The following is a 17,720-nucleotide window of genomic DNA, read 5'->3' as shown; positions in this document are numbered from 1 at the left end:
GCAGCAGCCGGCCCCGCCGCAACCTCAGGCCTCTCCACACCACCGGCCGGAGGGGCGCCGGGGCCGCACTCTCGTCCGTCGTTGATGCAACGCACCACCTCCCGCATAAGGTTGTCGTCGAAGACGTTGATGAAGTCGCCGTGGTCGGTGACCGGCTTGTGCAGCTGCTCAGGGAAGGAGTCGACCGCGAACACCGCGGGTTTTCCCCCGTCGAAAACCGGCGGCGGCACGTCGTAGACGATCCGCTGCACGAGCTGCGGAATGGCCCGGAAGCCGTTGGGGCAGCGGCCGTTCCGGTCGGCGAAGGACACGTGCGTGCGGTGGTTGGCGCTGTCGGTGTTCTGACCGTCCCAGCAGCTCTGGAACTTGAAGGCACGGACCACTTGGCTGCCCTCGGGGCAGACTGGGTACTTGTCCTTCAGCTGGCGGTTCTCGAAGCCGGTGCAGCTCCAGGAGGCATTGGCATTCGCGTTGCCGTTGACGAAGGCTTTGGCGTCACCGGTGATGATCCGCAGGAAGCGGGGCATCGCGGTGACCTTGCCGACCGGGCTGCCCGCGAAGTTCAGCGTGACCTGGGCCGGAGTCTGGATCTCGCCGACGTTCTGGTCCTTGCCGCCACCGTCCGCGTCGGCGTCGGCCTCCTTCTGGCCGTTCTGCAGGCGCAGGACGGGCCAGTAGTAGGTCGACTTGTCACCCTGGTCGCGGCACGTGGTCCGGCCGTTGGCGAGATCGTCGTCGCTCGCGAAGGCGTCGTTGGCCTGATTGCCCACATAGTCGTGCACGTGGTGCGCGCCATTGCTCACACCGGGCGCCACGATCACGTTGTCCGGGTTGAACTTGCCGTTCGCGTTGACACCGCAGTCGGTGGAGAAGGTGCCGCGGGAGGCCTTGCGGAGCGTGCGCGGGGTGCGGACATTCGGCTTGACGGACTGGATGTCGACGAAGTCGGACGCCTCAGGACCGTTGTCCGCCTGGCCACCGTTGCCGTTGCCCTGGTCGCCGTTGCCGTTGTTCTGGCCGCCAGCCTGGTCCTGCCCCTGGCCGTTGCCCTCACCGGCGTTGGCCCCGTCTGCGTCATCCACTTGAAGAGTGCACGGGGCCATCGGATCCAGTCCCTGCGGGCGCTTCCCTGCCGCACGGCTGATGGCTACGGCTATGCGGTCGATGCTTGCTGCGCGCTTGTTCTTCAGCGGCTCGAGGACAGCGTTCCGGGCGAACAGCGGATCCCGCTCCATCTGTTCCTTCTCGTCGACGAACCGCTGATAGGCCTCGGTGATCTGGCTGTCCAGCGTGGCAAGTTCGCGGTCGACCTCCAGCCTGGCCCCATCCGGTACTTCGGGCAGCCCGTTCGCAACCTCAGGACACTTGATCGTGGACGCGGAGGCGCCGGCGCTCTGGGTCTGATTCTGCTGTTGCCCGTTCCATTCGCCGGGCCAGGGGCCCCGTCCCTCGCCGGCGGAGGCGTAGGAGTTGACCGCGATGAGGCCACCCCCGCCCAGCATGAGCGCGATCGAGGCAACGACTGCTCTTTTGCCTCTCTTTGAGCGTCTTCGCACTGTACGCCTCATTGGAACTCCTATGTTTCATTGCCGGTCGGCCGTTAACATGCGCTGGCTGAGGGAGAAGCGCTGTGCTACGTACGGAAGAGACCCACGAAGTGTTCAACGCGAACAGCAATTCGTAGCAACCTCCAGCGATGGAGGTGCCTGAGGCGGTCCGCGTCGCCGAACCGGGAGCCGTTCATCCAGCACACATACCGCCCTTGGCCGTGCAGGCCACCAACGCCGCCGGTGGCGGCCTGCCGGGCCGGGTACCGACCGTGACCTGGACGCTTGTTGGCTCGATTCCGTTGGAAGCTGTCATTGGTGCCACTAGGGAGCGGCGGACCGGCTGTCTAGCGTCGGTGGCGAACCCGGCACAGACCGGTTCGCATCCATCCCGAACGGAACACAAATGCACGCCCAGATCGTCTTGTTCGACGGCTTCGACCCGCTCGACGTCATCGCCCCCTACGAGGTCCTGTACGCCGGCGGCACCGCCTCCGCCGGGGCGGTGACGGTGGAGCTGGTCTCCGCCGAGGGAGCGCGCGAAGTGGCCAGCGGTACCGGCGACCTGGCCTTGCGGGCGACGGCCCGCCTCGATCCCGAGCACGCCGACCTCGTCCTGGTCCCCGGCGCGTCGGGCCGCGTCGAGGAGAACGACGGGAAGCCGGGACCGGACTCTGGCCGGCAGTCGGAGGACGAAGCAATTCCTGTCCTGCTGGGCCGCACCCTGGAAACCGGCTTGCCACCCCTGCTGAAGTCCGCCATGGAACGCCCCGGGGTAACAGTGAGCGCGGTGTGCGGCGGCTCGCTCGTCCTGGCCATGGCCGGCCTCCTGGAGGGCCGTAACGCAACCACTCACCACATGGGTATGGACCTGCTGGACGCCACCGGTGTGCGAGCCGTGCCCGCGCGCGTCGTCGACGACGGTGACCTCGTCACCGGCGCCGGCGTCACCTCGGGCCTGGACCTGGCGCTGTACCTGCTGGAGCGCGAGGTGGGTCCCAAGGTCGCTCATGCCGTCGAGGAACTGTTCTCCTACGAGCGCCGCGGCATCGTCTGGCGCGACCAGGGTCCGACGCCCGCCGCCTTCTGAGACACCCCTTCACTTCTTCCCTTGTGCCGCGCCGGCGCACCACCCGTAAGGAAGCCCCCCGCATGTCCGTCGAAGGAACCTGGGACCTGAACATCTCGACCCCCATCGGCAAAATCACGGCCGTCGTCGACCTCCACTCGGCGAACGGCGCCCTGACGGGTACCGCCCACGGCGCCGGAGAGGACGTCGCTCTGAACAACCCGGCGCTCGACGGCGACCGCCTCACCTGGACCCAGTCGATCGCCAAGCCCCTGAGGCTGAACCTCGCCTTCGCCGTCACGGTCGACGGAGACACCATGACCGGCAGCTCCAAGGCCGGCCGCCTGCCCGCCTCCAAGGTCACCGGCCACCGCCGCACCCGCCGGGCCAGGGATGCATCCCAACGATGACCGTCGTCGCACCAACACGATGCGTGATTTCAGTCCGCCGCCTGGCCGTCCGTCGTGTCCGTCGACGGCCGATGGGCGGGCCACGCGTTGAGGGCGCTTGCCAGCTGGGCGCGCGAACGGACGTCCAGTTTCTGGTAGATGCGGGTGAGCCGCGCCTCGACCGTCTTCACGCTGAGGTACAGCTTCGCCGCCGCCTCCTGGTTGCTGGCCCCCTGGCCGACCAGCAGCGCGAGCCGCAGCTCCGCCTCCGTGAGGGAGGTCACGGCGCCGCCGCGGGCCGGGGCGGGTTCGGTCGTACGGGACGGTGTCTCCGTCACCAGTGCCAGCCAGGGCGACGCCCCCGCCCGTTCGAAGACCGCGGCGGCGGCCTGCAGCGCGTTCTGCGCGGCCGACCGTCTGCGGCGGCGGCGTTCGACCCGGGCGAGCGCGATCAGCGCCCGTCCGCGTGCCAGCGGCAGCCCCGCCGCCGCGAAGCGATCGGCGGTCTCGGTCAGCAGCCCCGCCGCCTCATCGGGCTTTCCGACCGCCGCCAGATGCAGGCCGTACGCACGGTCGCAGCCGAGCAGCACCGTTGCGCGGCCCAGTCGTTCGGCGACGGGACGCACATCGGCGAGCAGGGCCGCGGCCTCCTCGGGGGCATCGCTCGCGATCAGCGCCTCGGCCAGCTCCTCGTGCCAGCGCAGCATGGAGGGGTCGACCGTCGACTGGGCGCGCTCACCGGACTGCACCCGGCGCAGGGTCTCCAGGGCGTTCGCCACATCCCCGGTCACGAGCTGGACCCGGCCGAGTGCGTACAGACTGCGGGAGAGGAAGACATGGTCGCCCTCCTCCTCGGATGCCTGGACACTGCGCCGGGCGTAGCTCGCGGCGCGCGCGAAACTGCCGCCGGCGCTCTCCGCGAGAGCCAGCGTGTACCAGGCGGGCCCCGGCGAGAGGCCGGCCTCCAACGTCAGCGCGAGCGACCGCCCGGCGTGCGCGAGCGACGCCGCGCACTGCCCCTGCCGGGCGTCGATCTCCGCGAGCGTGTGGAACAGCTCGATGGCGTCCTCCACCGGGCCACGGCGCTCGACCAGCGGCAGCAGGGCGTTGAGCTGGTCGCGGGCGTCGGTGAGCCGGTCGTCGAACAGCGCATGGCGGATCGTCAGGATCTGTGCGGCGTTACGGATGCCCAGCGGCCGCACGACCATCTCGAGGGCTCGTGCCTCGGTGAGGACCTGCTCCGCGTCCGGCGAGCCCAGGACGCGGTCCATGCGCGCCTGGACGGTCAGCGCCGTGGCCGCCGTCATACAGTCGCCGACCGAAGAGGCCAGCGCCGCGGACTCGACGGCGGCGGCCCGGGAGCGTACGGGATCACCGTCGGCCAGCACGTGCTTCACTGCCAGCCGCAGCTGGACGGCCGCCCGCAGCGCCGTGTCGCCCTCGGAATCCTCCATGGCGTGGACGTAGATCTCGTCGAGGTCGGTCAGTCCCTGCCCGGCCGTGTCCAGCACCGCGAGCCGCGCGCGAACCCGGTCGGCGGGTGCGGCGTCGCGGGCGAGGAGATCGGTGGCGGCGCGCATCGCCAGGTCCGCGCGGGCGGCGCGGGCGGCCTCTTCGGCGGCGTCGACGAGCCGGGCAAGCCGCTGCGCGCTGTGCCGGCCGGGCGTGGACTCGGCGGCGAGCAGGGCGAGTTCGGCGGCCAGTGCGCTGTTCCCGCGGCGTCGTGCCATGTCGGCCGCGGCCGCGACCTCCGCTGCCAGTTGCTCGTCGGGTGCGTCCGTGGCCAGCGCCCGGTGCCGTACGGCCTCGACAGGGTCGTCCACGACCTGCGCGAGAGCCGCATGACCGTCGCTGCGCTCGGCCCAGTCGGCGTCGTGCACCAACGTGGAGGGCAGCAGCCCTGCCGTGAACGCGACCGTGCCGTCCTCCGTCAGTGAGATGAGATTCGCCCGCTCGGCGGCGGCGAGGTCGGCCTCGGCCGTGGGGCGGCCCGTGCGGCGGATCAGCGAAGCCGTCGGACGCAGCGCCAGTGCGGCCAGCAGGAGCGTGTCACGCACGGCGGGGGAGGCGGCGCCGAGCAGTTGACGTGCGAGATCGCGTGCGCGCCCGGACAGGGACAGGGCCTCGGCGTGGTGCACCGGCGTCCTGGCGTCGGCGAGGGACCGGCCGACGGCGAGGGCGAGACGCGGATTGCCGCCGCTGGCCTTGTGGATACGGCCGGCCATCCGGGACGGCAGCCGGTGGTGGAAGAGGAGTTCGGCGATCTCGTCGGCGTGCAGCGGCGCTACGTTCAGGACGTCGGCCTCGGACGGCACCCACAGGGGCTCCGGGCAGGCAGCGTCCTGTGCCGGGGTACTCGTGGTGGATGTGTCGGGTCCGTATGCCGCCGGGGTCTCGACGGCGACGACGCGTAGCGCCGATGGAGCCAGATGCAGGGCGAACCGCAGCAGGTCGGCGCTGTCGGCGTCGATGCGCTGGACGCCGTCGACGACGAGCAGGACGGGACCGTGTGCGGCGAGCGTCCGCAGGATCTGGGCGAGGGCGAGCCGCAGGGCGATGGGGTCCCAGCCGTTGTCGGGCGCGGGCGCCTCGCGGCACAGCATGGCGACGGCGGTCCGCTGCGGTCCGGGCAGTCCCCCGAGGACGTCGTAGCTGCCGGGACCGCCGTCGGGCCGGGCTGCGGGCCAGGACGCGCAGGCCGAAATGGTCGCGACCAGGGCGGCGGCGGCCGCGCCGGGTATGTCCCGGTCGGCGGGCAGTGTGGCGAGCCAGAGTACGGTCTCGCCGCGGGACTCGGCGCGCGCGGCGGCGGCCAGGGCGACCTCGGTCTTGCCCACCCCCGCAGGGCCGGTGAGCAGGGCGCGCCCACGGGTGTGCAGGACCCGGTCGAGCCGGGTGAGGAGCTCCCCCCGCCCGACCGGTGCAGGGCGGTGCGCCGCCGTTGTCACCTCCCCACCACCCCCCTTGTGGCCTGCGCGGGACTCTGCCCGTTGAGAGCAGAGCATACGAATCAGGCCACCGCAGTCCAGGCTGCATGTCCGGCATGCGGACATGCGCCCGGACAGGCGGCGGGGCGCGCCCACGGCGATATGCCGCGAACGCGCCTCTGACCAGCTGTGATGCGGTTGTTTGGGTTGGTTCAGAAGGTGAGGCTCCAGGAGTCGATGTAGCCGGTGTCACCCGATGCCACATCGCGGACCTGCAGCTTCCAGGTGCCGCCTGCCACCTCGCTGGACGCGTCGACCGTGTACGTCGCAAGGACGTTGTCGGCGCTGTCGGACGATGACGAGGCCTTGAGGTTGCGCACCGTGCCGTCCGGCGCGATCAGGTCGATGACCAGGTCGCCGCGCCAGGTGTGCTTGATGTCCACGTTGACCTTGAGGGCAGCGGGGGCGTTGCCGGTGAGGCCGGTGACGGCGATCGACGAGCTGACGGTCGAGTTGTCCGCGATCGTCACGTCCGCCGTGTTGCTGAACGTCGTGCCGCCGGTGGTGCCGGTGACGGCGTTCACGGTCTTCGCCGCGTCGGCGATGCCGCTGCCGCAGCCGCCGGTGCAGGTGCCCGGCAGTGGCCTGGCGTTGCTCTTGATCGCGGCCTCTATCTCGGCCGGGGTCAGAGTGCTCTTGGCCGACTTGAGCAGCGCGGCGAGCCCGGCGATGTGCGGGGCGGCCATCGAAGTGCCCTGGTAGGGCTTGTAGTTCTCGGTCGACTGGGTGGTGGCCCCGGAGTTCAGCGTGGAGAGGATGCCGTTTTCGGGGGTGGTGACGGTGCCCGGGGTGTCGGTGGCGCGGCGGGTCTCGCCGCCGGGAGCCGACACGTCGACGATGGAGCCGAAGTTCGAGTAGAACGAGCGGTTGCCCTCGCGACTGGTGGACGCCACGTTGATGATGCCCGAGCAGTTGGCCGGGGTGAAGCCGGAGGCGTTGGCGTTGCTGTTGCCCGCCGCCACGACGACCGTGGTGCCACGCGACACCGCGCCGCTGATCGCGTTCTGGTAGACGCTGGGGCAGGTGGCGCTGGCGCCGCCGAGGCTCATGTTGATGACCTTGGCCGGGTTCGGGTTCGCCGGGACGCCCGGGACGGTACCGCCGGACGCCCAGGTGATCGCGTCGGCGATGTCCGCGGACGAGCCGCCGCACTTGCCGAGCACGCGGACCGGCTGGATCCTCGCGTTGTACGCGATACCCGCAACGCCCTTGCTGTTGCCCGCCGTTGCCGCGATGGTGCCCGCGACGTGCGTGCCGTGCCAGGAGGAGTTGCTCGCCTTGGAACCGGTGCCGCACTCGCCGTCGGTCGCGCTCCAGTCGCCCTCGTCCTTGGCGTCGCTGTCCCGGCCGTTGCCGTCCCGGGCGTCCGCGGCGGTCGAGATGAAGTCGTAGCCGGACACGACATTGGCGGCCACGTCCGTGTGGGCGGCGTAGCCGGTGTCGATGACGGCGACGGTGACGCCGCTGCCGGTGGTCTTGTCCCAGGCGCCGGGCACGTTCATGCCGCCGGTGGCCTCGAACAGGTCCCACTGCTTGGTGTACTCGGTGTCGTTCGGGGTGACGGCCATCGCGTAGGCGCGGATGTCGGGTTCCACGGACGCGACCGACGGATCGGCGCGGAAGGCGTCCAGGACCTCGGCGAGGTCATTCTTGGACGCCTTGCCACCGAGGTTGACCAGGGCGGCACCGCCGGCGAGCCGGCGCTCGAACGACAGGCTCTCACCGGTCTCGGAGGCCTTGGCCGTTGCGTCGGTCTTGGCCGCCGTGTTGGAAGTGGCCTCGGACGTCTTGGACTTGTAGGTGACGATGACCTTCTCGACCGGTGCGGTCGGCAGTGCGGTCATCGACTGGGAAGCCGGAGCGGGCTTCGGTGAGGGCGGCGGCGGGGTGGCGGCGAGTGCCACGGAGTACGTGGCGGCGACGGCGGCGATCGTCGCGCTCGCGGCCACGACGGATATGAGTCTCCGTCTGGAACCGTTCAAGGTGTTCCCTTTCAACTGACGTTCGGAGCGCGGGCGGGCGGCGCGGGAACCGCGGTTCGCTGTGGGGGTGCGATCCGCGGTTCCCTGGGCCGGGTCGCCCTTGCGTCGCCGTCGGCGCGACGGCCCCTGGTCAAGGGCCGTCCCCGACGGAGCCCATGACTTACATGCACCTGACATCAAAGAGTCAGGAGATGAGATCCGCCGGTGCGGCAGACAGTAGGGAACGGGGAGATGAACCCGATACGGGGAAAACCCTTGTCACCCCCGTGGGAGCCCCGGGGGGGGGTGGGGCGCGCCAGAGGCCGGCAGGCGGGGCGAGGTGCGGGAGCTGACGAACTGTCGGTCATTCGGGGCGACGCCGGCTCACTCCGCGCGACGTGTGTGTGGCAGGGTGTCGCGGCGCGCGGAGCGGCGGATTGTCAGTGGGGGCTGGCATGCTGAAATCGACTGACCCCGTCCGTCATCCACATCCGTCATCCACCGCGCACTCGCGGGAGGAGAATTGCGATGCTGACTACCACATACGTCACGGGCTCGCCGAGCTGGCTGGACCTGGGAAGCCCCGACATCGACGCGGCCGCCGCCTTTTACGGGGCGCTGTTCGGCTGGGAGCTGCAGAGCTTGGGACCGGAGGCCGGGGGGTACGGCTTCTTCCAGCTGGACGGGAAGACCGTCGCAGCGATCGGCCCGCTCACCGAGGAGGGCGCGTCCTCGGCGTGGACGCCGTACTTCCTGACGGCCGACGCCGACGCCACGACCAGAGCCGTGGAGCAGGCCGGCGGCACCGTCCGTCTCCAGCCGATGGAGGTCTTCACCGAAGGCCGGATGGCGGCGTACACCGACCCGACCGGCGCCGACTTCGCGGTCTGGCAGCCCGGTGACACCAAGGGCCTGGGCGCGGTCACCGATGTGAACACCCTGTCCTGGACCGAGCTGTACACCACGGACGCTGCCGCCGCGAAGGACTTCTACCGCTCCGTGTTCTCGTGGGACTACGAGGACATGCCGTTCGCGAGCGTCACGTACAGCGTCGTCTCCCCGTCGGGCGGCGGCCAGGAGGCCACGCAGGGCGGGATCATGCAGCTCCCGAAGGAGAACCTGGAGGCGGGTTCCCGCTCGGAGTGGCATCCGTACTTCGAAGTGGCCGATGTCGACGCCACCTTCGCCGAGGCCACCCGGCAGGGTGCCACCCCGCTCATCCCGCCGATGGACGCGGAGGGCGTGGGCCGCCTGGCCATGTTCACCGACCCCTTCGGTGCGCCTGTGGCCGTCATCCGCGGCGCCGGCCGCTGAGTCCGCGGCCCGGACGGTCAGACGAAGTTGACCTCGGCGCGCCGCAGCCGAGGATCGTCCACCACCCTCCACAGAGGTACGGCGTAGTTGCCGAGGCGGCAGCGGCCGCCGAAGTGGAGGCCGAGGACGCGATGGTCAGTGAGGCCGAAGACGGGGGAGCCGCTGTTGCCGCCCAGGGAGAGCAGCCGTGCAAGGTCGGCGGGGGCCACCGGGAGCGGGGTCGACAGTGCCGGGACGCCGGCGGGGGGACACAGCAGGGTCATGTCGGCACAGCGCGTAGAGCTCGGAGCCGACGGGCATCGCTTCGTTGGGGGCCGACGTCACAGCCGCGAGGCGAGCCGAACCGTTCACATGCCGGGGGGGCGCCCGCTCCGGGGCAGGATGCTGAACCGGGAGCCGTAGCGCCGCCCTGGTGCCCCGGCGACAGCCCCCACGAGCCTTGGAGCGCTGAGTACAGATGAGCAGCAGCCCCGCCGATGCCCCCAATCCCCTGCCGGCCAATCCCGGCAATGGGCCCGCCGTCTCTCGTCAGGAGTTCGACGCACTCTTCGACGCGGTCCGCACCTGGGGCCGCTGGGCTGCGGCCGACCGCGGCGCCTGGAACAGGGTGACAGCGGGCCACGTGCAGCGGGCCACTGCCCTGATCCGGTCCGGGACGGTCGTGCCGATGGGGCTGCCCTGGAACACCCTGCCCGGACCGGACAACAGCAAGCCCGCATTGCACTACATGTCCGACCTCGGCGACGTGGAGGCCCCGGAACCCTCCACCCACAAGGACTTCATTGCCGTGGATTACCACGGCAAAGGCGTGAGCCATCTCGACGCGCTGTCACACATCGCCTACCGGGGGCAGCTCTACGACGGCCGTGCGGCGCGCGAGGTCGTTGATGCCGGGGGTGCCCGCTTCGGCGCGGTGCCGGCACTCGGCCCCCTCGTCACCAAGGGCGTACTCCTCGATCTGCCCGCCGTCCTCGGGATCAAATGGCTGGAGCCTGGGCACGCACTGCACGCGCAGGACATCATCGCCGCTGAGAAGGCACTCGATGTGACGATCGGGGACGGCGATGCGGTGTTGCTGCGCTCCGGCCGCTTCCGCCGCCGCCGGGAAATCGGCCCCTGGAACCCTGACGTGGCGAGCGCGGGCTTGCACGTGGACGCCATGCCGCTGCTGGCCGAGCGTGCCATTTCCCTGCTCGGCGGCGACGGGGACAGCGATGTACGGCCGTCGCCGGTCGAAGGCCTGCACTCTCCGGTCCACGCGCTCGCCATCACCGCCATGGGGGTGCCGCTGCTGGACAATCTCGACCTTGAAGCACTCTCCGCCAGCTGCGCCGAGGCGGGCCGTTACGAATTCATGCTCGTCGTGACCCCGCTGAACGTACCTGGCGGGACAGGCTCGCCCGTCAACCCGGTCGCGGTGCTGTGATGGCCGGCCGCCACCGTCGCCTCGCGCCGGCCGCCGATCACCTTGGACGCCGGCCAGGTCTTTTCGACCGCCGACCATCGCATTTCGTTAGGGCTTCTTATATTCACCCAAAAAGTGAGGAATATACTCAAATGGAGACTGGGTGATCGCAAAGTTTCTGTGAGGGAAGTGATGCAGATGGGGGTCGTGGGAGACCGCATCGGCCCCGTACGCCCCCGCGAGCGGTTTCTGCATGGCGAGTCGGTCGAGGGGGGCGTGAGAAGTCCGATTCTGAGCTCATGGCAGCGCTGTCGACTGCTGGGACTCTCACCGGATCAGTCCGAGCTCCCTTACCGGCAGGATTTCGATCCGGACAGCCAGCTCGTCCGCGCGGCCGGGCCTGTGCTGGACCGGCTGCGATCCATGTTCGCGGGCAGCAAGATGAACATCTGTCTCGCCGATGGACACGGCACGGTGCTTGAACGGCGTTTCGGGGAAGCGTCTTTGGTCCGGCATCTCTCCGCGATCCAGAGCGTCCCGGGCTTCGTGTTCGCCGAGCAGTTCGCCGGGACCAACGGCGTCGGTCTCGCACTAGCGGAAAGGCAGCTTTGCCAGGTCTACGGTGCCGAGCACTTCGCCGAGCGGTCCCAGTCAAACGCCTGTTCTGCAATCCCCATTCGCGACCAGCTCAGCGGGCACATCGAGGGCGTCCTCTGCCTCGGCTATCCCTTCACCGATGCGGACCCGGCGCTGGTCACCGTGATACGCGACGCCGCCGAAGCCATCGAACGGCGGCTGATGGAGCAGAGTTCGGCGCGAGAGCGCGGCTTGCTGCGGGCGTATCTCGACGCCAGACGCCTCGCGTGGACCAGCGAGGCCGCCAGGGACGGGCACCTGATCGGAATGGATGAACTGGTGCAGATCGGGCTGGATCAGCGCGATCAGATGATACTCAAGGAGAAGGCCACCGAGCTGATCTCCTCGTCCCAGCGGGCTGCCGTCGAAGTGTCCCTGTCCCGCGACCGGCGGGTCATGCTCCTGAGCCGTCCGGTGACGAGCCCCTCCGGGGTGGAGGGCGTCGTCATCGAAGCGGTCCTCCCCGGTGACTCGCCGCAACCCCGCATCGCCGTCCCGACTCGCGCCGGTCGGCCACCCGGCGTTGTCGCGCAACATGCCCCCACCTCCGCCGACCCGTCGTCCGGGCACCTCCCCGGCGCCGCAGCCGGCCGGGCCGCCACGACGGTCCGCGCGCCCGTCCCACCTGGCACCGACGACTCTGCCAACGGTTTGGCCAGGGGGCTGGTGCTGGTGGGCGAGCCGGAAGTAGGGAAGTACGCCGTTGCGGCCCGACGCCGCCTGGAGCTGCTGGCCGAGGCCAGCACCCGCATCGGCACCACCTTGGACGTAAGCCGCACCGCCTGGGAACTCGCCGAGACGGCGGTCCCGCGCCTGGCCGACTTCGTCACCATCGACGTGCCCGAGGCCGTACTGCGCGGCGAGGAGGCCTCCGACGCCAGCACCGAACTGCACCGTACGGTGGTCCACGGCATCCGCGAGGACTGCCCCTTCTACCCGGTCGGCGAGCGGGTGGACCTTCGCCCGGCGACGCCCCATCTACGATGCCTGGCCAGCGGACAGGCAGTGCTGGAACCCGATCTGAAGTCCGCCGCCGGCTGGATCGCCCAAGAACCCGGGCACGCCGAGCGGATCCTCGCCCACAACGTCCACTCCCTCATCTCCGTCCCCCTGCTCGCACGCGGCGTCCTCCTGGGCATCGCCAGCTTCTACCGCTCGCAGGATCCCGCCCCCTTCGGCGACGACGACCGCTCGCTGGCCCAGGAACTCGCCGCCCGCGCCGCCCTCTGCATCGACAACGCCCGCCGCTACACCCGCGAACACACCCTGGCTCTGGCACTTCAGCGCAGCCTGCTCCCGCGCGGCCATCCCGAGCAGGACGCTGTCGAGGTCGCGCACCGCTATCTGCCCGCCGAATCCGGAGTGGGTGGCGACTGGTTCGACGTCATCCCCCTCTCCGGCACCCGCGTCGCCCTCCTCGTCGGCGATGTCGTCGGCCATGGACTGCACGCCGCCGCCACCATGGGCCGGCTGCGCACCGCCGCACGCAACTTCGCCGAACTGGAACTCGCCCCCGACGAACTCCTCACCCACCTGGACAATCTGGTGGTGCGCCTGGACCGGGAGGAGGGCGGCGAGAACCCTGCGATAGGCAGCACCGGCATCGTCGGCGCCACCTGCCTGTACGCCATCTACGACCCCACCTCGGGGCAGTGCACCATGGCTCGCGCCGGCCACCCTCCGCCTGCGCTGGTCCACCCCGACGGCACCGTGACCTTCCCGGACCTGCCCGCCGGACCCCCTCTCGGCCTGGGCGGTCTCCCCTTCGAAACGGCCGAAATCCACCTCTCCGAGCACAGCCAGCTGGTCCTCTACACCGACGGACTCATCGAAGACCGCCATCGCGACATCGACGTGGCCCTACACCAGCTGCGCCGCGCGTTGGCCCACCCGGACCGAACGCCCGAGGACACCTGCCAAGCGGTCCTCGACGCCGTGGCACCCGACCACCCTGGCGACGACGTCGCCCTACTCGTCGCCCGCACCCACGCCCTGCCCCCGGACCGGATCGCCACCTGGGACCTGCCCGCCGACCCGGCCCTCGTCTCCGACGTCCGTGCCGCCGCCGTCCGCCGGCTGAGCCAGTGGGGGCTGGACGAGTCCGCTTTCGCCACAGAGCTGCTGCTCAGCGAGCTGGTGACGAACGCCGTCCGCTACGGCACCGGGCCCATCCAGGTACGCCTCATTCACGGCCGCACCCTGATCTGCGAGGTCTACGACACCAGTAACACCGCTCCACGCCTGCGCCAGGCGGCCACCACCGACGAGGGTGGCCGTGGCCTGTTCCTCGTTGCGCAGCTCGCCGAGACCTGGGGCACCCGCTATACCACCGACGGCAAGGTCATCTGGGCCGAGTGCGCCCTGGATGCGGCGTGACCTCCACCCGGCACAGCCGGGAGGCGCATGGGGAGACTGCCTCCCGGGCAACTCGCCCATTGGAGTCAAAGGGATCAACGATATGACGGAAATGCGGTAACAGATCCCAGTAGCATCCCCCATGCAGTCGGGAAGAACCCGGAGGCCGACCCTCGGAGAAGTCCGTGCATGACGCTCCCGACACCTCGATGAGCCCACCCTCGCGCTTCGGTGGAGAACCTCTCGTCCGCATTCGCGGTCTCAGCAAGCGGTTCGGCGGCACCCTCGCGCTCGCCGCGGTCGACCTCGACATCCACGGCGGCAGCGTCCTCGCCCTGCTCGGTCCCAACGGCGCCGGGAAGTCCACCCTCATCAAGGTGCTCGCCGGGGTCCACCACGCCGACGAGGGCGAGGTGACGGTGGCCGGGCATCCGCTCGGCTCCGACGCCGCCACCCGGAAGATGTCGTTCATCCACCAGGATCTCGGCCTCGTCGAGTGGATGACGGTCGCCGAGAACATCGCACTGGGCACCGGCTATCCGCGCCGCTGCGGACTGGTCTCCTGGCAGCAGACCCGAGAGCGCTGCGCCGAGGCCCTGCGGATCGTCGCCGGGCACCTGGACGCCGACGCCCGGATTGCCGATCTCGCCCCCGCCGAGCGCTCGCTGGTCGCCATCGCCCGCGCCCTGGCGACACGGGCGGAGCTCTTCATCCTCGACGAGCCGACCGCCACCCTCCCCGCCGCGGACTGCGCCAGGCTCTTCGACGTACTGCACGCCCTGCGCGACCGCGGGCACGGCATCCTCTACGTCAGCCACCGGCTCGACGAGGTGTACAAGGTCGCCGACACCTTTGCCGTCCTGCGCGACGGCCGCCTCGTCAGCCAAGGTCCGCTCGCCGTCCACAGCCCCGCCCGTCTGGTGCACGACATCGTGGGCCGCGAACTGGCCGGCCACCGGACCGCCACCACCCCCGCCGGCGGTCCGCCCGTCCTGAGCCTCGACAGCGTACGGACCCGATACACCGGACCGGTCAGCCTGGAACTGCGTGCCGGCGAAATCCTCGGCACGGTGGGCCTGAACGGCGCCGGCCACATGGACCTGGGCCGCGCTCTCGCCGGCACCCGGCCGATCCTCGGCGGGCGGGCGCTGCTCGACGGCCGCCCGTACCACCCGCGTACAGTCGCCGCCGCTCTCGACTCCGGCGTCGGCTTCGTGGCCGGCAACCGTCAGGAGGAGGGCTGCGCCGCCGAACTGACCGTACGGGAGAACTTCCTGGCCAACCCCCGGGCAGCCGGTGTGCGGGCGTGGCACTGGATCAGTCCCCGGCGCGAGCGCGCCGAGGCCACCGCCCTTATCGATCGGTTCTCGGTGCACCCCCGCGACTGCGAGGTCCCGATCGCCACCCTTTCGGGCGGCAACCAGCAGAAGATCATGGTCGGCCGGTGGCTCGGGGGGAGCCTGCGCCTGCTGATCCTCGAAGAGCCGACCGCCAGCGTGGACGTCGGCGCCAAGGCCGCGATCTACCGTCTGCTCGACGAGGCGCTGGCCGCCGGCCTGGCGGTACTGCTCATCTCCACCGATTTCGAGGAGGTCGCAACCGTGTGCCACCGCGCCCTGGTGTTCGCCCGTGGGACCGTGACAGCCGAGCTGACCGGTGAAGCCCTCACTGTCAGCGAACTCACCCGCACCGCCTCGGCCATGCCCGCCATCACCGGAACCGCGACGAGCCGGTGACCCCCTCCCCCTCGCCTCGATCGTTGCTGGGCTTTCTGCGCGGACACCTCATCGGCACCTACGGCCTCCTGGCCCTCACCGCCCTGCTCTTCCTGATCTTCTCGATCACCCTGCCGGACACCTTTCCCACGCGGGACAACATCTCGTCGATCCTCTCCAACCAATCGATCCCCGCCATCCTCGCGCTCGGCGCGACGATCCCCATCGTCACCGGCAAGTACGACCTGTCCATCGGCTACGGTCTCGGCCTGGCGCACGTCATGGTGATGCAGCTGATCGTCAACGAAGGCTGGCCCTGGCCGCTCGCCTGCCTCGCAGTGATCCTCGGAGGGCTGGTGGTCGGCGCTCTGAACGGTGTCATCGTCGAGTTCGCGCAGATCGACTCCTTCATCGCCACTCTCGGCACCGGCAGCATGATGTACGCCTTCACCGGCTGGATCACCGACGGAGCCCGGATCGTCCCCGGCCCGCAGGGCCTGCCGCCCGCCTTCACCGACATCTACGACTCCAAGTTCCTCGGCCTGCCGGTACCCGCCTTCTACGTCCTCGCCGTCGTCGTCGCCCTCTGGCTGGTGCTGGAGCGGCTGCCGCTCGGGCGGTACCTGTATGTCATCGGCTCCAACCCCCGTGCCGCCGGCATCCTCGGCATCCCCACCCGCAAGTACTCCGTCTACGCCTTCGCCGGATCGGGCCTGGTCGTCGGCTTCGCCGGTGTCCTCCTCGCCGCCCAGCAGCAGACCGGCAACCCGAGTGTCGGCCTGGACTACCTGCTGCCCGCCTTCGTCGGCGCCCTGCTCGGCTCCACCGCGATCAAACCCGGCCGCGCCAACGCCTTGGGCACCCTCGTGGCGGTCGCCGTCCTCGCCATCGGCCTCGCCGGCATCGGCCAGCTCGGCGCCCAGTTCTGGGTCACCCCGCTGTTCAACGGCGGCACCCTGCTCATCGCCGTCGGCCTGGCCGGCTACTCCGCCCGCCGCCGACTGCGCACCGGCCCCACCGCGACCCGCCAGTCACTCGCAAAGCCGTCGGCTGCACCGACGAAGGACGGCAACCCCTAGAACACTTCGTAGCGCGCACCTGCGTCAGGAGCACCGTGTACTCGCACCGAAAGACCACCCTCACCGCCGCAGCCCTGCTGGCACTGGCCGCCACCGTCGTTGTCGGTTGCGAGCGCGGTCCGTCGACCGGCACCGGGCCGTCGAAGGCCGGTTGCCCCGCCATCCTCGCGAAGGCCAAGGGGGCCGTGCAGCAGGCCGAGAACACCAAAGCCTCCTGGAACGGCCCCACCAGCGGCCCCACGGCGGTTTCCGGCAAGACCATCGTCTACGTCGCGCAGACCATGACCAACCCTGGCGTCGCAGGCGTCGCGCAGGGCGTCAAGGAAGCCGGGAAGGTCACCGGATGGAACGTCCGGGTGATCGACGGAGAGGGCACCCCCGCCGGCATCCAGGCAGCACTCAGCCAGGCCGTCACCGTCAAGCCCTCGGGCATCGTCATCGGTGGCTTCGACCCCAATCTGACTTCGCAGCAGGTGGCGCGGGCACAAGCGGCGCATATCCCGCTCATCGGCTGGCACGCGGTCCGTTCCCCCGGCCCGAGCAAGAACCCCAGCCTCTACACCAACATCACCACCAAAGTGGAGGACGTGGCGAAGATCAGTGCGGACTGGGTCATCGCCCGGTCCAACGGCAATGCCGGAGTCGTCGTCTTCACCGACGACTCGATCCCGTTCGCCAAGAACAAGTCCGAACTGATCAAGCAGGAGCTCGCCACCTGCTCCGGCCTGAAGCTGCTGGCGTACGAGAACATCCCGATTCCGGACGCGAGCCACCGCACCCCCCAGGAGGTCTCCTCCCTCCTCTCCCGCTTCCAGAACAGCTGGACGTACTCCGTCGCCATCAACGACCTTTACTTCGCCGACGCCGCCCCGGCCCTCCGCGCTGCCGCAAAACCGGGCTCCGGCCCTCCCTTCAACATCGGCGCGGGCGACGGCGATCCGTCCGCCTTCCAGCGCATCAACAGCAAGCAGTTCCAGGCCGCCACCGTCCCCGAGCCGCTGTCCCAGCAAGGCTGGCAAATCATCGACGAGTTCAACCGCTCCTTCGCCGGCCAGGCCGACAGCGGCTACGTCGCCCCCGTCCACATCGCCACGGCCGACAACAGCAACGGGGCCACTTCCTGGAATCCGTCGGGCTACCGTGAGGCCTACCGGAAGATCTGGCGCACGTAAGGGCTCGCAGAGAATCAACCTGTTGCTTCCCGTGTTTGAGCTCGTTGGTGTGGTATGCGCGTCTCCGAGTCGATCTGTGACCAACTCGCCG

The 17,720-nt window shown here is 70.1% G+C and carries 12 protein-coding genes; 8 read left to right on the top strand and 4 right to left on the bottom strand.

The features are described 5' to 3' along the window. Nucleotides 1-1,568 (bottom strand): DUF1996 domain-containing protein (locus tag AB0D12_RS18575; protein ID WP_362683508.1); only part of this gene is annotated, 1,568 nt, incomplete at its 3' end. Nucleotides 1,569-1,953: 385 nt separating this feature from the next. Here AB0D12_RS18575 and AB0D12_RS18570 point away from each other — a divergent pair. After that, complete coding sequence (locus AB0D12_RS18570; RefSeq protein ID WP_362683505.1) at nucleotides 1,954-2,637, top strand: DJ-1/PfpI family protein; 684 nt, start codon at nucleotides 1,954-1,956, stop codon at nucleotides 2,635-2,637. Nucleotides 2,638-2,699: 62 nt separating this feature from the next. Beyond that, nucleotides 2,700-3,026, top strand: a complete 327-nt coding sequence (locus tag AB0D12_RS18565) for a hypothetical protein (protein ID WP_362683502.1) — start codon at nucleotides 2,700-2,702, stop codon at nucleotides 3,024-3,026. Nucleotides 3,027-3,055: 29 nt separating this feature from the next. Here the strand turns inward: AB0D12_RS18565 and AB0D12_RS18560 are convergent, their stop codons facing one another. Further along, entirely contained in the window at nucleotides 3,056-5,953 is a 2,898-nt protein-coding gene (locus tag AB0D12_RS18560; RefSeq protein ID WP_362683499.1) for a LuxR family transcriptional regulator, read from the bottom strand. 191 nt (nucleotides 5,954-6,144) lie between these two features. After that, nucleotides 6,145-7,941: a S8 family serine peptidase gene (locus tag AB0D12_RS18555; RefSeq protein WP_362683496.1), complete on the bottom strand. Its 1,797-nt coding sequence runs from the start codon at nucleotides 7,939-7,941 to the stop codon at nucleotides 6,145-6,147. Nucleotides 7,942-8,481: 540 nt separating this feature from the next. On the opposite strand from AB0D12_RS18555, the gene AB0D12_RS18550 reads away from it, so the two are divergent. Further along, nucleotides 8,482-9,267 carry a VOC family protein gene (locus AB0D12_RS18550; RefSeq protein ID WP_362683493.1) on the top strand — a complete coding sequence of 262 codons (786 nt, stop codon included), beginning with the start codon at nucleotides 8,482-8,484 and terminating at the stop codon, nucleotides 9,265-9,267. 17 nt (nucleotides 9,268-9,284) lie between these two features. On the opposite strand, the gene AB0D12_RS18545 is transcribed toward AB0D12_RS18550, so the two are convergent. Beyond that, nucleotides 9,285-9,530 (bottom strand): hypothetical protein, encoded by a 246-nt coding sequence (locus AB0D12_RS18545; protein WP_362683490.1) that lies wholly within the window; start codon nucleotides 9,528-9,530, stop codon nucleotides 9,285-9,287. Nucleotides 9,531-9,724: 194 nt separating this feature from the next. On the opposite strand from AB0D12_RS18545, the gene AB0D12_RS18540 reads away from it, so the two are divergent. From AB0D12_RS18540 to AB0D12_RS18520, 5 genes are all read left to right on the top strand, one after another. Then, nucleotides 9,725-10,693, top strand: a complete 969-nt coding sequence (locus AB0D12_RS18540; RefSeq protein ID WP_362683487.1) for a cyclase family protein — start codon at nucleotides 9,725-9,727, stop codon at nucleotides 10,691-10,693. Between the two features lie 177 nt (nucleotides 10,694-10,870). After that, on the top strand, nucleotides 10,871-13,684 hold the full coding sequence (locus tag AB0D12_RS18535; RefSeq protein WP_362683484.1) for a SpoIIE family protein phosphatase: 2,814 nt from the start codon (nucleotides 10,871-10,873) through the stop codon (nucleotides 13,682-13,684). A 164-nt stretch (nucleotides 13,685-13,848) separates the two neighbouring features. Further along, nucleotides 13,849-15,399 (top strand): sugar ABC transporter ATP-binding protein, encoded by a 1,551-nt coding sequence (locus AB0D12_RS18530; protein WP_362683481.1) that lies wholly within the window; start codon nucleotides 13,849-13,851, stop codon nucleotides 15,397-15,399. Between the two features lie 23 nt (nucleotides 15,400-15,422). Further along, entirely contained in the window at nucleotides 15,423-16,457 is a 1,035-nt protein-coding gene (locus AB0D12_RS18525) for an ABC transporter permease (RefSeq protein WP_362683478.1), read from the top strand. Between the two features lie 35 nt (nucleotides 16,458-16,492). Beyond that, nucleotides 16,493-17,629 (top strand): substrate-binding domain-containing protein, encoded by a 1,137-nt coding sequence (locus AB0D12_RS18520; protein WP_362683475.1) that lies wholly within the window; start codon nucleotides 16,493-16,495, stop codon nucleotides 17,627-17,629. The last annotated feature ends 91 nt before the right edge of the window (nucleotides 17,630-17,720 follow it).

Origin of the sequence: Streptomyces sp. NPDC048479, from assembly GCF_040651435.1 — a bacterium.
In the GTDB taxonomy this organism is placed as follows: domain Bacteria; phylum Actinomycetota; class Actinomycetes; order Streptomycetales; family Streptomycetaceae; genus Streptomyces.
The sequence above is the reverse complement of the archived record's forward strand: the minus strand, read 5'-3'. Positions and strand labels throughout refer to the sequence as shown.

Bases quoted from the DNA above. Each gene is read 5' to 3' on its own strand.
- AB0D12_RS18570 (WP_362683505.1), top strand. From the start codon at position 1,954: ATGCACGCCCAGATCGTCTTGTTCGACGGCTTCGACCCGCTCGACGTC.
- AB0D12_RS18565 (WP_362683502.1), top strand. From the start codon at position 2,700: ATGTCCGTCGAAGGAACCTGGGACCTGAACATCTCGACCCCCATCGGC.
- AB0D12_RS18550 (WP_362683493.1), top strand. From the start codon at position 8,482: ATGCTGACTACCACATACGTCACGGGCTCGCCGAGCTGGCTGGACCTG.
- AB0D12_RS18545 (WP_362683490.1), bottom strand. From the start codon at position 9,530: ATGACCCTGCTGTGTCCCCCCGCCGGCGTCCCGGCACTGTCGACCCCG.
- AB0D12_RS18540 (WP_362683487.1), top strand. From the start codon at position 9,725: ATGAGCAGCAGCCCCGCCGATGCCCCCAATCCCCTGCCGGCCAATCCC.
- AB0D12_RS18535 (WP_362683484.1), top strand. From the start codon at position 10,871: ATGGGGGTCGTGGGAGACCGCATCGGCCCCGTACGCCCCCGCGAGCGG.